Annotated in this window: 11 protein-coding genes and 3 tRNA genes; all 14 read left to right on the forward strand. The window is 49.8% G+C overall.

All coding sequences use genetic code 11. The features are described 5' to 3' along the window. Positions 1–2: 2 nt before the first annotated feature. The 14 genes from pheT (at position 3) to OCV59_RS06900 (ending at position 14825) form a co-directional block, all read left to right on the forward strand. Positions 3–2477, forward strand: a complete 2475-nt coding sequence (gene pheT / locus OCV59_RS06835; RefSeq protein ID WP_147593751.1) for a phenylalanine--tRNA ligase subunit beta — start codon at positions 3–5, stop codon at positions 2475–2477. A 10-nt stretch (positions 2478–2487) separates the two neighbouring features. Then, positions 2488–3048 (forward strand): cell division protein ZapA, encoded by a 561-nt coding sequence (locus OCV59_RS06840; protein ID WP_147593752.1) that lies wholly within the window; start codon positions 2488–2490, stop codon positions 3046–3048. Positions 3049–3054: 6 nt separating this feature from the next. After that, on the forward strand, positions 3055–5430 hold the full coding sequence (locus OCV59_RS06845) for an endonuclease MutS2 (RefSeq protein WP_147593753.1): 2376 nt from the start codon (positions 3055–3057) through the stop codon (positions 5428–5430). Positions 5431–5480: 50 nt separating this feature from the next. Beyond that, a complete protein-coding gene (gene argS, locus OCV59_RS06850) occupies positions 5481–7190 on the forward strand; it encodes an arginine--tRNA ligase (RefSeq protein WP_449495050.1) in 1710 nt (569 codons plus the stop codon). Positions 7191–7220: 30 nt separating this feature from the next. Further along, the gene (locus OCV59_RS06855) at positions 7221–8093 is read left to right on the forward strand and encodes a radical SAM protein (RefSeq protein ID WP_147593755.1); all 873 of its coding nucleotides are present in this window, start codon (positions 7221–7223) and stop codon (positions 8091–8093) included. 19 nt (positions 8094–8112) lie between these two features. Continuing rightward, positions 8113–9225: a tetratricopeptide repeat protein gene (locus OCV59_RS06860; protein WP_147593756.1), complete on the forward strand. Its 1113-nt coding sequence runs from the start codon at positions 8113–8115 to the stop codon at positions 9223–9225. Between the two features lie 243 nt (positions 9226–9468). Beyond that, positions 9469–9543 (forward strand) — tRNA-Asn (locus OCV59_RS06865). 43 nt (positions 9544–9586) lie between these two features. Then, positions 9587–9675: transfer RNA gene (locus tag OCV59_RS06870), tRNA-Leu, on the forward strand. A gap of 43 nt (positions 9676–9718) precedes the next feature. After that, positions 9719–9794 (forward strand) — tRNA-Met (locus OCV59_RS06875). 241 nt (positions 9795–10035) lie between these two features. Beyond that, on the forward strand, positions 10036–10206 hold the full coding sequence (locus OCV59_RS06880; RefSeq protein ID WP_262584189.1) for a hypothetical protein: 171 nt from the start codon (positions 10036–10038) through the stop codon (positions 10204–10206). Positions 10207–10278: 72 nt separating this feature from the next. Beyond that, entirely contained in the window at positions 10279–10737 is a 459-nt protein-coding gene (locus tag OCV59_RS06885) for a hypothetical protein (RefSeq protein ID WP_147593757.1), read from the forward strand. Continuing rightward, positions 10730–11551, forward strand: a complete 822-nt coding sequence (locus tag OCV59_RS06890; RefSeq protein ID WP_147593758.1) for a ParA family protein — start codon at positions 10730–10732, stop codon at positions 11549–11551. The genes OCV59_RS06885 and OCV59_RS06890 overlap by 8 nt, the downstream gene beginning before the upstream one ends. Next, a complete protein-coding gene (locus OCV59_RS06895) occupies positions 11505–12449 on the forward strand; it encodes a ParB/RepB/Spo0J family partition protein (protein ID WP_147593759.1) in 945 nt (314 codons plus the stop codon). Before OCV59_RS06890 ends, OCV59_RS06895 begins: the two co-directional genes overlap by 47 nt. Before the next feature lie 147 nt (positions 12450–12596). After that, entirely contained in the window at positions 12597–14825 is a 2229-nt protein-coding gene (locus tag OCV59_RS06900) for a VaFE repeat-containing surface-anchored protein (RefSeq protein WP_147593760.1), read from the forward strand. The last annotated feature ends 39 nt before the right edge of the window (positions 14826–14864 follow it).

Genomic DNA, 14864 nt, shown 5'->3' on the forward strand with positions numbered 1-14864 from the left:
AGATGTTAGTTCCAATAGAATGGCTTAAAGACTATATAGATCTGGATGTAACTACCGAAGAATTCTGCGACAGGATGATCATGTCGGGATCGAACCTCGAGACATGCGAGCATTTCTGTGAGGAAATGGAAAACGTGGTAGTAGGAAAAATAGAAAAGATAGAGAAACACCCTGATGCGGACAAGCTCGTGGTATGCATGCTGAACGTCGGAAAGGAAGAGCCGGTGCAGATCGTTACAGGTGCTCCGAACGTGTTCGAGGGAGCACTCGTACCTGTAGCTCTCCACAAGAGCAGGATACCGGGACCGCTCCATGGACAGCCTAAGCAGGAAGGCGGAGTGAAAATAACGAAAGGCAAGCTCAGAGGTGTGGAATCGTTCGGGATGCTCTGCTCTGCAGAAGAACTCGGCTTTGAGGACAAAGTCGTTCCGGTCGCACACAAGGACGGGATCTGGATCCTCGAGGGAGACTATGAGCTGGGACAGGATTTTGCAGAAGCGCTGGGACTCAAGCAGGCTGTGGTAGACTTTGAGATAACACCGAACAGACCTGACTGCCTGGCCATGGTAGGAATGGCGAGAGAAGCTTCGGCGACTTTCAAAAAGCCGTTCACATATCCTGATACAGACATAAAGGATGAAAACGGAAAGGGTGAAACTAAAGATTACGTTTCTGTAGATATAAAGAATCCGGAAAGCTGCAAGAGATACGTTGCCAGGATAGTTACGGACGTAAAGGTAGAGCAGTCGCCTTGGTGGCTCCAGAAGAGACTCATGTATGCAGGCATGAGACCTATCAACAATATCGTCGACATAACAAACTTCGTAATGCTCGAATATGGTCAGCCGATACATGCATTTGACATCAATCAGGTGAAGGGCGGCAGGATCATCGTCGAGAATGCGGCAGAAGGCGAGAAGTTCGTTACGCTCGACAACAATGAAAGAACGCTCACAAAAGATATGCTGCTTATCAAGGACGAAGAGAGAGGCATAGCTATCGCAGGAGTGATGGGCGGACTGAACTCGGAGATCGAAGAAGACACGACTACGATAATCGTTGAATCAGCAAACTTCAGCGGAGACAGCGTCAGAGCCACATCGAAGAAGCTCGGCCTGAGAACAGAAGCTTCATCGAGATTCGAAAAGGGAATAGATCCTAACCTCTGTGAGGCTGCAGCCGACAGAGTATGCAGACTGATAGAGCTCATCGGTGCCGGCAAGGTATGCAGGGGCAGCGTTGACAATTATCCGAATCCGGAAACTGCAAAGACTATAGATATCAGAGTTGACAGGATCAATCACGTTCTCGGCATAGACATCACTCGCGAAGATATGGTATCAATGCTGGAAAGCCTCGAAATAAAAGTAGAAGGCAGCGGAAACGTCATGACAGTGACACCGCCTACAGTGAGACAGGATCTTCTCGAAGAAGAAGATTACATCGAAGAAGTCGCAAGACTTTACGGATATGACAAGCTTCCTGTGACACTGCCGAAGGGCAACTGCGAAGCAGGTATCTCAGACGAGAGAGCACTGAGAGACCTTACGAGAAATTCACTCTGCGGCATGGGACTGAACGAGATACAGACATATTCGTTCGTAAGCCCTAAGGGCGTGGATAATGTAAGGATAGATGAGGATTCATGGGAAAGAGCATTTGTAAAGCTTATCAATCCGCTGGGCGAGGAAAACTCGGTGATGAGGACCATTCTCACTCCGAACATGATGGAAGTCCTCGCAAGAAACTATTCGAGAAACATAGATAAGGTAAAGGCCTTTGAAATAGGAAACACATTCATGGCAAACATGCTGAATGAAGAGGAGCTGCCTGATGAGCAGTACTCGCTTTGCATCGGTATGTACGGCAAGAACGAGGATTTCTTCAGCCTCAAGGGCATCGTGGAGGAACTCCTGAAAGTTCTCGGCATAAAGGGTGCGGTATTTGAAGCTGAATCCGAGTATGGAGTATATCATCCCGGCAGATGTGCGAGGATAGCTGTTCCGTCAGGAAGACAGGGTGCGGAAGATGCTGACATACTGTACGACGAGCTTGGAATAATGGGAGAGATACATCCTGACGTGGCAGAAAACTACGGCATGGACGGCGTAAGGATCTACTGCTGTGAGCTCATGTTCGATGCGATAATGAGACACGCTGATACAGAGATAGTATACACGCCGCTGCCTAAGTATCCTTCGACATCGAGAGATATCGCACTTCTCGTAGATGAAGATATGGCGGTAGGGAAGATCGAAGAAGTGATCAGAAAGCACGGAAAGAAGATCCTTGAAAACGTGAAGCTCTTCGACGTATACAGAGGCAAGCAGGTGGAGGAAGGCAAGAAGAGCGTTGCATTCACTCTGACCTACAGAGATAAAGATAAGACACTGACCGATGATGAAGTGGCTGCAGTCCATAACGATGTACTGAATGCACTTAAGGATAAACTTAACGCAGTCCTGAGAGAGATATAGGAGAATTCGCATGGAAAGCAATAAAGTAAAAGTAAAGATTTACGGCCAGGAATATGTTATAGCAGGAGAAAAGACGAAGGAAGAGATCATACAGGTCGCAGCTCATGTCGATATGAAGATGCAGGAAGTCACTGAAGCTGCAAAGGCTGCGGGAGTCGTTCCGTCAAACATAGCTGTACTTTCGGCGGTAAACATCGCGAGCGAGTATTTTCAGGTGCTCGAGGAAATGGAAGAGCTGAAGAGAATGAATATACAGCTTGAAAAGGATGCGCAGCATTACGTTCAGCTGTGGGATGAGTCCAAGAAAAACTACATGGACTACAAAGAGGAGACGCAGGCTATCGTACTGCAGAAGGATGAGCTCCTCAACCAGCTGAGACAGAAGGACGCTGACATACAGAATCTGATGCAGGCAGCTGAAACCGCAAAGACGCAGGCTCAGAGCAGCATGGACGAAGTTGTCAAGGAGATCGAGGGCAAGTGCAAGGAGCTTGAAAACAGCTTCTTCGACCTTCAGATGGAAAACCTTCAACTGAAGAAAGAACTGGAAAAATACAAGAATAACGGATAATTCTAAATGAAAGAGAAGACTTTAACTGTTTTAGAATATGATAAGATTATAGACATGCTTGTAGAAAAGGCAGGTTCCGAAATGACCAAAAAGGTCATTTCGGAGCTGACGCCTTCTGATGATGTGTCTGAAATAAGAGAACGTCAAGGTGAAACCACAGAAGCGGTAAGACTCATAAATCACAAAGGGCCTTTACCTGTCGGTGGTTTTTATGATATTGAGGAAAGTGTGTCTTTTGCGCGAAAGGGCGGCGTGCTGACGATGGCTCAGCTCCTGAAGATCCTTTACAATATGAAGACAGCCGAGCGTGTCGTTGCGTTTCTAAAGGGAGATATACCGGATGTGCCGGTGATCTGTTCGGTCGCCGAACTGCTGGCGGTCCATAAACGTCTTGCAGACGAGATCGACAGATGCATAATTTCCGAAGATGAGATGGCAGACAATGCGAGCTCGCAGCTCAGGAGCATAAGGCGCGCGATCGTCAGGCAGAATGAAGCTCTGAAAGCCAAGATCAATCACATACTGAATTCGGCAGACAACAAGACGATACTGCAGGATTCGATCGTTACGATGAGAAACGGCAGATATGTAGTCCCTGTAAAGCAGGAGCACAGGAGCCGTGTGCCGGGCATAGTGCACGACCAGAGCGGTACGGGAGCCACGCTTTTCATAGAACCGCAGGCGATCGTGAACCTGAACAATGAGCTCAGACAGCTGGAGCTCGATGAGAAGGCAGAGATAAACAGGATACTGCAGGAACTGTCAGATGGCGTTTCGGAGTATTACCATGATCTGGTGAACAACCAGAAGCTGCTGCTGGAGCTCGATATCTTCATGGCGAAAGGGCGTCTTTCCATCGAGATGGGAGGCGAAGAGCCTGACATAAACGAAGACGGCATCATGGATCTGAAGGCAGCGTGTCATCCGCTGATCGACCGTGAGAAGGTCGTCCCGGTAGACATCTCGCTTGGACGCGATTACAGGACTCTGGTGATAACCGGCCCGAATACGGGAGGTAAAACGGTGACGCTGAAGACTGCCGGGCTGCTTTCGCTGATGGCGCAGACCGGACTCCACATACCGGCGGCTCCGGGAAGCAGACTGCCGATCTACAGAAAAATATTCGCAGACATCGGAGATGAACAGAGCATCGAGCAGAGTCTGTCTACATTTTCATCGCATATGACGAATATCGTTGATATCGTAAAGGAGGCAGACCATGGAAGCCTGATACTGCTGGACGAGCTTGGAGCAGGAACCGATCCGGCGGAAGGTGCTGCGCTTGCGATCGCCACGCTGGAAAAGCTGGCTCAGGCAGGTGCTTATTCGATAGCGACGACGCACTACACGGAGCTCAAGAAGTATGCGATAGCTACAGACGGCGTGGAAAACGCGTCCATGGAATTCAATGTAGAGACTCTGAGTCCGACGTACAAGCTGCTGACAGGTATACCGGGAAAATCAAATGCGTTTGATATAGCTCACAAGCTGGGACTTCCGGGTGCTATCACAGACAGAGCCAGAGAACTCATGGAAGAGGGGGACATAGCGTTTGAGGACGTGGTGACCGCTCTCGAAGAGGACAAGCGGCTCGCTGAGGAAGAGCGTGACGAAGCTATCATGATAAATATCGAGATGAAGCGTCAGAAGGAAGAGCTTGAAGAACGGATCAGAAGATTCGAAGAACAGAAAGAAAAAGAGCTGGCAAAAGCAAAAGAAAAAGCCAGAGAAATAGTAAACGAGGCAAGGGAAGTTTCGAAAGAGGTCCAGGAAGAGCTCAGGGCACTGGCAAAGCTGGAGAGCCTGGGTGAGAGGAATGCCGGATTTGACAGGAACAGACGGCGTCTCAGAGAACTTGAAAAGAAAAACAGGAGCACTATAAAGCGTGAAACTAATGCGGAGCCTGTGGATCCGGACAAGATCGAAGTCGGACAGCGCGTCAAGATACTGACGCTGGGTCAGAACGGCGAAGTGATATCGCGCCCCGACAGTAAAGGAGAGCTGCAGGTGCAGGTCGGCATAATGAAAGTCGGTGTGAACATTTCCGATATAATGCTGATCGACAGCGGCAGGCCCAAGAAAAAGCCGAAGCCGAAGGCATCAGGATACGGCAGACTTTACAAGAGCAAAGCACAGACTATATCGACATCAGTGGATGTACGCGGCAAAAACATGGATGACGCGGTGATGGATGTCGAAAAATATATAGATGATGCATTTATCTCCGGGCTCAAGGAAGTGACCGTGATTCACGGAAGAGGCGAGGGGATACTGCGTTCCGGTATCCGTGACATGCTGAAGCGAAACAGGAATGTCGACAGCTTCAGGAGCGGAGGCTTCAATGAGGGAGGAGACGGAGTGACCGTCGTCAAGCTCAAATAGTTCAAGCAAGTGGAATTTTTAAATTATCAATATAAAGGGAGAATAATATGATCAGCTACAGAGAAAAGATCGCGGACATTCTGGCTCCGCAGATAGAGGGTCTTGAGAAAGACGAGATAATGTCGATGATAGAAACACCGGCTGATATCAAGATGGGCGACTATGCGTTCCCGTGCTTCAAGCTGGCGAAGCTGCTTAGAAAAGCGCCGCCTGTGATCGCGAAATCGATCGCGGAAGCTATCGGAGACGATCCGATGTTTGAAAAGGTGGAAAGCGTCAATGCATATGTCAATATGTTCGTTTCAAAAGAGGATTTCGCGCGAGAAGTCGTGAGCGAAGCTGTCGAAAAGGGTGATGACTACGGCAGGAGCAGCATCGGCGGCGGAAAGAAAGTCATCGTGGAATATTCTTCGCCGAATATCGCGAAGCCTTTCCACATAGGACACATCAGAAGTACGGTAATAGGAAACTCGATATACAAGATATACGACTTCCTGGGATACGACACGATGAGGATCAACCATCTCGGAGACTACGGAACACAGTTCGGCAAGATGATCTGTGCGTACAGAAGATGGGGCAACAAGGAAGACGTTATAAAAGAGCCGATCAAGTCGCTTCTCTCATACTACACGAAATTCCATGTAGAGGCCGAGAAGGATCCTGCACTGGAGGATGAGGCGAGAGCGATCTTTGCAAAACTCGAAAAGGGAGAGCCTGAGGAAGTCGAACTCTGGCAGTGGTTCAGAGATGAGAGTCTCAAGGAATTCAACAGAGTATACGATATGCTCGGGATCACCTTCGATTCGTACAACGGCGAGAGCTTCTACTCGGACAAGATGCCTAGATTCGTACAGGAGCTCAAGGACAAGGGCCTGCTCGTGGAGGACGCCGGAGCTCAGATCGTCAAGCTCGACGAATACGACCTGCCGCCTGCGCTGATAACGAAATCAGACGGCTCGACGCTTTACATCACGAGAGATATCGCAGCAGCCGTATACAGAAAGGAAACGTACGATTTCTACAAGAATATATACGTTGTGGCTTCACAGCAGAATCTGCATTTCCAGCAGTGGATCAAGGTGATCGAGCTCCTCGGATACGACTGGGCTAAAGACTGCGTGCATGTTCCGTTCGGACTTGTCAGCATGGAAGAGGGTACGATGTCGACGAGACAGGGCAGAGTGATATTCCTCGAAGACGTGCTCAATAGAGCTGTAGAGCAGACAAGACAGATAATCAAAGAGAAAAATGTAAATACAGAAAACATCGACGAGACTGCAAAGGAAGTAGGCATAGGTGCTGTAGTGTTCAACGAGCTGTCGAACTACAGGATCAAGGATTACGTGTTCTCATGGGATAAGGTCCTCAACTTTGAGGGAGAGACGGGTCCTTACGTTCAGTACACTCATGCGAGAGCATGCAGCATACTCAGGAATGCAGGCGATGATGCAGTTGCAAAGGCCAGGGCCGGTTTCGATGCGAAGTATATCACTTCGGAAAGCGCACACAGACTCATGTCGCTGATCTACGAACTGCCTGAGGTGATCGTTGAAGCAGGTGAAAAATACGAACCGTCGATCGTTACGAGACATATAGTGGATATATCGCAGGCATTCAACAAGTTCTATCATGACGAACACATCCTGGTGGACAATGAAGATGAGAAGATCGCTAAGATAGCGCTGGTGCTGGCTGCAAAGACTGCAATAAAGAACGGTCTCGGTCTGCTTGGAATGAAGGCGCCTGAAAAGATGTAGCTACCTGTAACAGATATCCAGGAGGAGAGAATGAGATACGAGGGAGATATATACAGACCGCCCAGCGAGGCATACAGCCTGCTGGTGCAGGTCACTATAGGATGTACGCATAACAAGTGCACGTTCTGTAAAATGTTCAAGGACAAGAAATTCAGGGTCAGGAATCTCGATGAGGTGTTCGAAGATCTGGCATGGGCAAGGAGACGGTACAGCAGAGTCGAAAGGATGTTTCTGTGCGACGGTGACGCGCTGGCGCTTTCCAACAAGAGGCTGATGCCTATCCTGAAATATATATCGGACAACTTTCCGGAGTGTGAGAGAGTGACGATATACGGAAGAGCGACAGACGTTCTCAAGAAGACTGACGAGGAGATGCGTGAGCTTTACGAGGCAGGTCTTACGATGGTCTACATCGGAGCCGAGTCGGGAAGTGACAAGGTCCTGAAGGACATCTGCAAGGGTGAGACGAGACAGGAGCTGATCGACGCTGTAAGAAAGATCGAGGCATGCGGCATGCAGTCTTCGGTTACGTTCATTTCCGGCCTTGCCGGCAAAGACGGCTGGGAGGATCATGCGATACAGACCGGTACGATGATAAGCGAGATGGAGCCGTCATATGTAGGACTGCTGACTCTTATAGTGGAGCCGTCGGTCCCTATGGCAAAGGATATCGAGTCGGGCAAGCTGAAACTGCTGTCACCTGACGAGGTAATGGCGGAGACTTTGCTGATGCTGGAAAACACTAACGTTACGAAGAAGTGCGTATTCAGGAGCAACCATGCGTCGAATTACGTATCGCTCAGAGGCGATCTGCCGGATGACAAGGAAAAGATGATGAATTTGCTCAGAAAAGCCATGAATAATCACGACATGTTCAGAGATGAAAGATTCAGAGCGCTGTAGCGGATAAGGAGTAGATGTGATGTTTGCTTCTCAGAAAGAACAATATGATATACGTACGAGGACGGACCGCATAGGAAAATACTTCAGGAAGTACCTGAACAGGTTTGTGTTTGCGGAGTTTTCGGAGGAATTTGCAAAGAAATCAAAGGCCGGCGATCTGATGCTCGGGATCCCGATACCTCTGCGCGAGGAAGAGGTGAAGGACTTTGCCGGCGGCAGCGGTATCTCGATGTCTGTGATCGCAGAGAATATGGCATGGGTGATGGGATGCGACCCGCATTTCAGGCACACAGTTGACTATGCGGCGATACTGTCGGCGCTGTTCGGATCAGGGATCAGCGAGGCGATGCTGAAGACCGGCAGGGACGCTGCGGAGAAGGGCGATATGGACAACGCGTGCATACATTTCCGTGCAGCTCTTTGCGTGAAACCGGGCTACCTCGATGCGATGTACAGCTATGCGAGGGCCTGCAGAGCGATCTATCTTGCCGGAGACAGTGAAGAGCACGTGGGACGCTTCAAGGCTGAGGCGCTGGAATGGTTCGAAATGCTCACAGAAGTGCATCCGAAGTTCGCTCAGGGTTATTATTATCTAGGTTATGCATATCTCAATCTCGGGCTTTATGCGAAAGCTGACATAGCGTGGAAACGCTTCATGAAGCTCAGCAGGATAAGCAAGGATAAAAAAGAGATAAGAAAGAGGCTCGAGCAGATAGAGGAGCCGATCCGCATAGAAGAGGGCTGCAACGATATCATGGCCGGAAGATATGAAAAGGGTTTGCAGATACTTGAGCCGTTCTTATCATCTAGATTCAGCGACTGGTGGCCGCTCCACTATTATCTAGGTGTGGCATACAGAGAATGCGGCAGGACAGAAGATGCCAAAGAGCGGCTGAAACAGGCGCTCAGGCTGAACGGGAGCCATCTGGAGACTATGCAGGAGCTTCTTGACATATACAGAGCCGAGGGAGATGAAGCGAATGTCGAAAAGTATTCGCGAAAGATCCGGATGGTACAGGGACTGATGACGGAGGATCAGAAGGTAAACGCGGAAGTGATCCGGAAGGAAGATGAAAAGCTTCAGAAAAATCAGCCCGAGATGCTTGAGCCGGAAGTGATATCGGTAGAATAGAACTGGCAACAGGCAGAACCCGTCGTAAAGGTCATGTAAAAGGCATGCTTTCCGGGAATGCCGGGCTTGCCGGTGCGGAAGGCTGGCTGAAGGACGAAAGGTCTGAAATGCGGCTTGAAGCGTGCTGAAAAACCAGCTGAAAAATAAAAAACAAATTTAAATAAAAAACTTTGATTTTTGGGTTGACAGACTGCTATATATTGAGATATAATCAGTCTTGTCGTTAAGACAACAACCCAATATTCCAAGGTAGCTCAATGGTGGAGCACTCGGCTGTTAACCGATAGGCTGTGGGTTCGAGCCCCACCCTTGGAGCCAGAAAAAAATAATAATCTGAAGTTTTGACTTCAGATTATTATTTGCCGGAGTGGCGGAATTGGCAGACGCACAGGACTTAAAATCCTGCGATCCTTACCGATCGTACCGGTTCGACCCCGGTCTCCGGCACCAATAAAAGTACAATGGAATATTACAGATGTTTACATCATAATGTCGCGGGGTGGAGCAGTTGGTAGCTCGTCGGGCTCATAACCCGGAGGCCGTAGGTTCAAATCCTGCCCCCGCAACCAAGAAATCACACCCGAGGCAAAATGCCTCGGGTCTTTTAATTTCAACGTATCCCAGCGATTGCAACGGTTCCGGCGATCTGCCACCGGTGCAGGTGAGTGCAGCCAGGTGCACTCAGATACCACCTGATCCGGTCCATGTCCAGTAAAATGAGGACATGACATGTGCGAATCACAGCCGTTCGCACATTGGTGCACGGCACAAAAAAGCTTTATGATAGCATCAACGGAAGGAGAGATGGATATGTTCAGAAGATCACCGAAGTTCCTGCTGCATCTGACGAAGGAGGAATACGACCTCATCGTCTACAGTATGATAAATATGAAAAACGAGCTGACACGCCAGGGAAAGTATACGGACGCTGTGGATGATGCACTGATCCGGTTCCTGAAGGCGAAACCGAAACACATGTGAATGATGACAGATACATGGCCATGCCAATAAAGGTATGGTCTTTTTTTGTATCCGAAAAAAGGAGGTAAATGCATGAAAAAATATAAGAATGATAGGAAGAACATCGAAACGGAGATCCCTGATATCCCGATGAAGAAAAAAGAGATCACGGAACTGGAGAAGCATGCATACTGCTGTCTGGCGGAAGAAGCATTTGAGCGTATCAGGCAAAGCTTCGAGGAGGCAGATGAGGAGAAGGTGCTGCAGAAGTATGTGGAAGTTCTTTTGGAACTGGCGGGAAAAGAGCGGGAGACATCTTTAGCCCTTATTACAGCTCTTGCTCATGATCATGCGACCTATGAACTCTCCGTGGTGATCCGTGACCTGGCAGGAAAGAATCCGCAGCTCACAGAGATCTTCGTGGACTATTTCACAGCGATCGGTATCACGTATCTGTGCATGGATGATCTTCTCGAGGATGACAGTGCCGATGATATGCCGCAGCGGTGCAGGTTCTGCGATATGCAGGAGGAGTGTGACGTGTATGAGTAAAGTCATTTCGATCTGTAACCAGAAAGGTGGTGTGGGAAAGACCACAACGGCTGCCAGTCTGGGAGTGGCACTTGCCATGAAAGGCGAAAGGGTGCTCCTGATCGACCTCGATCCGCAGTCGGATCTTTCCGCATGTCTGGGGATAGAACGGACGGACGAGCTTGATGTGACAGTATCCACCATGATGGGAAAGGCAGCGAATGAGGAAGTGTTCGATCCGATGGAGGGAATACGGAAAACAGAGGAAGGTGTATATTTCCTGCCGTCCAATCTGGAGCTTTCCGCCATGGAGATGAGTCTGGTCAGTGTCATGAACCGTGAGAGAGTGCTCAAAGGATATGTGGAGAAGGTAAGAAAATATTTTGACTATGTCCTGATCGACTGCATGCCGTCTCTGGGGATGATCACGATCAATGCGCTGGCTGCGTCAGACAGTGTCATCATACCGGTGCAGGCGCATTATCTTCCTGCAAAGGGCATGGAGCAGCTTCTGGGAACCGTCGGGAAGGTTCAGAAGTTCGTGAACCCGCACCTTAAGGTGGATGGAGTGCTGATGACTCTGGTGGATGCCAGGACCACGTTTTCCGTGGAGGTCCCGGAGATGATAAAGGCAAGATACGGAGAGCGGGTCAGGATCTACGAGAATAGCATACCAATGAGGATCAAAGCTGCAGAGACATCAGCACAGGGAGTCAGTATCTTCCGATATGATCCGAAAAGCGATGTGGCGAAATCATATGCGGGACTTGCAGAGGAGGTGATCAGAGATGGTAGAAAAGAAAAAGCCAAGATTCGAACTGAAAGGAGTCGATGATCTGTTCACCACGCAGGAGGTCAGAGATGAGAGGAAGCTTCCAAGAATCCGGGAGCTCCCAATCGATCAGATCGCGGATTTCCCGGATCATCCGTACAAGGTAAGAGATGATGAGGACATGATGGATCTGATGGAGAGCATACGGGAAAACGGCGTGCTCACACCGGTGACGGTAAGGAAGATACCGGGAGGGACTTTTGAAATGATCTCAGGGCACAGGAGAAAAAGAGCCTGCGAGCTTCTTGGATACAAGACTATCAGAGGTGAAGTGGTGGATCTCGATAAGGATACGGCTGTCATCATGATGTGTGACAGCAACCTCCAGAGGACCACGATCCTTCCCAGTGAGAAAGCCTTTGCATATAAGATGAGGCTGGAGGCGATGAAGAATCAGGGAAAGCGGACGGATTTAACTTCCGCACCAGTGGGGCGGAAGTTTACTGAGGCTCGAGAGAAGATAGGTAATGAGGTCGGTGAAAGTCGCGAACAGATCCGCAGATATATCCGTCTCACCGAGCTGATCCCTGCGATCCTTGAGATGGTGGATGAGGGGAAGATCGCCATGCGTCCTGCCGTCGAGATCTCATACTTCCCGAAGGAGCTGCAGGAGGAGCTCCTGGAGAACATGGAGATGGAGGCATGTACCCCTAGTCATGACCAGACCATCCGGATGAGGAAACTGCTGAGTGACGGGAAACTCACTGCTGAGGCGATCACTGCCGTCATGCAGGAGGAGAAGCCCAACCAGAAGGAGCGTATCGTCCTTAGAGACGACCGGACGAGAAAGCTCCTGCCGAAGGATCTTCCTGCTGCAGAGCGGGAGACATATATCATCCGAGCACTGGAGTTTTATGCGAAACACAGAGCCAGACAGAAAGAGCGTGACAGAGAGAGATAAGATACCTGCTGAAGACAGCAAGAGATATTCTATTCTCAGCTGGTATTCCTTCAGATGGTCATAGAGAGATTTATCTTATTTAGCAGGACAGTTTCATAACAATGAGGCTGTCTTTTTTTATGCCCTTATGGCAGAAAGGAAAAACACATGAACATGACAGAAAAACTCAGATATGGGAAAGGCAGGAGGATACCGGTGATCCTCGTGATGATCGCACTGCTTTTCTCCGCATTCATTCCGGCAGCAACGCAGAGTGCATATGCGGCGGACGGAACGATCAGCCTTAAGGTGGGGAGAGTCATTGATTACTCATCTCACTTCACACACTACTATTACGCAGGAGACAAGAACAGTCCGGTCTACTGTGCTCAGCCGCAGCTGCCATCCCCTAAGGAAGGGACATATTCATACAGCTTCCTGAGTCCGGATTCCATGCTGGCAAAGTGCCTTTACTACGGTTACGGAGGTCCGGGCTTTTCGGACTATACGGACAGACAACTTAGCGGTCAGTGGGACGGGGAAGACGATGCATACTGTCTGACACATATCATCATATCGATCGCCTATGATAAGACAACAAGCTCCGATGCGGATCCTTTCAGAGGACTTTCGGAGAGCTGGAAGAACAAGGCAAAGAGCCTTTACAGCTATGTGGCGGGACTTCCGGATCCTCCAGCAAACTACAGAGCCTACAGGATAAAGATCGCAGGCTGTCAGGACATCGTGGGCTCCTTCAATGACACCGGGAGCATCCGTCTTGCAAAGACATCGGCAGATACCGATATGACAGACGGAAACCCGAACTATTCTCTTGCCGGAGCAAAGTACGGGGTATATTACGGGAACGCACTGATCGGCACCATCACCACAGGAGCGGACGGGACAGGGAGTCTCGATAACATCCTCGTGGGAAACTACACCGTAAAGGAAATGCAGCCGTCACCAGGATATGCGGTAGATGTGTCCGGTCATAACGTCAGTGTGAAGGTGGATCAGACCATATCACTTGCCGTGAAGGAGATCCCGCAGAGTGATCCCATCGATCTGCTGCTTGAAAAGATCGACTGTGAGACAGGAAAGCCTGAGCCGCAGGGTGCAGCTTCTCTGGAAGGGGCAGAGTTCAAAGTGGAGTTCTTTGCACAGAGAGCATCTGCAGTGAGACCGGAGGCAATGGCCGGATCCTCGGAGATGAAAGCGTACAGGACATGGATCTTCCGTACTGATAAGGAGGGGAAGATAAAGTTCACGAAGGATTATCTCGTTTCAGGAGATGAGTTCTACTATCAGAGCGATGGCAAAACGCCGTGCATTCCTCTGGGGCATGTCCGTATCACTGAGATGAAGGCACCGGAGGGGTATCGTCTGACCGATGAGATCTTTACAGCAGACATTATCTCTGCAGGAGTGAAGGAGACCGTGAAGGTATATAACACACAGACCGCAGCGGAGCAGGTGAAGCGCGGGGATCTCGAATTTGTGAAGGTGTCGGACGGAGACCTTGAGAGACTGGCGGGCGTGCCGTTCACGATCACATCTCTGACTACAGGGGAGAACCACACCATCGTGACGGATAAGAACGGATATGCAAGCACTGCTTCGAAGTGGAACAGACACAGCCATAACACCAACGCCGGGAAGACGTCTGAAGACGGGATCTGGTTCGGGACGACAGATCCGGATGATTCGAAAGGTGCACTGATATATGATGACTATGAGATCGCGGAGCAGAGATGTGATGCCAACGAAGGCATGAAGCTGCTGAAGATCAGAGTCAGCGTGTATAAGGATTCGGTGACGATCCCGCTGGGGACACTGACGGATGACCGTATCGAGATCGGGACAGAGGCAAAGGACGGGAGCACCGGGACGCACTACGGAAAGCCGGAAGGAAAAGTCACAATCGTGGATACGGTGAGCTATGAAGGTCTGAACAAGGGAGGGACATATAAGCTGAAAGGCACGCTCATGTATAAAGATACCGGAAAAGCGGTGATGGAAAACGGTAAAGAAGTGACCGCAGAAACGACCTTCACTGCAAAGAGCTCTTCCGGAACAGTGAACGTGGAGTTCAAAGTGGACGGGAGTCTGCTGAAGGGAAAGAGCGTCGTGGTGTTCGAGGATCTGTATCAGGATGACCTGAAGATGGCGGTGCATGCGGATATCGAGGACGAAGGACAGACTGTGCACTTCACACAGGAGACCCCTCCGGGCACACCGAAGACGGGAGATGACAGCGATATGAAGGTGTTCATCGCAATCGGACTTGCTGCACTGCTGCTTCTGACATGCCTTGCGGCAGAGCAGGTGAGAAGACACAGAAAAGAGGTTTCCGCAGATGCTTCTGAGGAAGAGGAAAGCGAGAAGGATGAAGACTAGAGGATAAGGGTCGGAGGCGGCAGGAGAGCCGCCTTTTCT

This window comes from Brotomerdimonas butyrica (genome assembly GCF_025567305.1).
Lineage (GTDB): Bacteria > Bacillota > Clostridia > Peptostreptococcales > Anaerovoracaceae > Lentihominibacter > Lentihominibacter butyricus.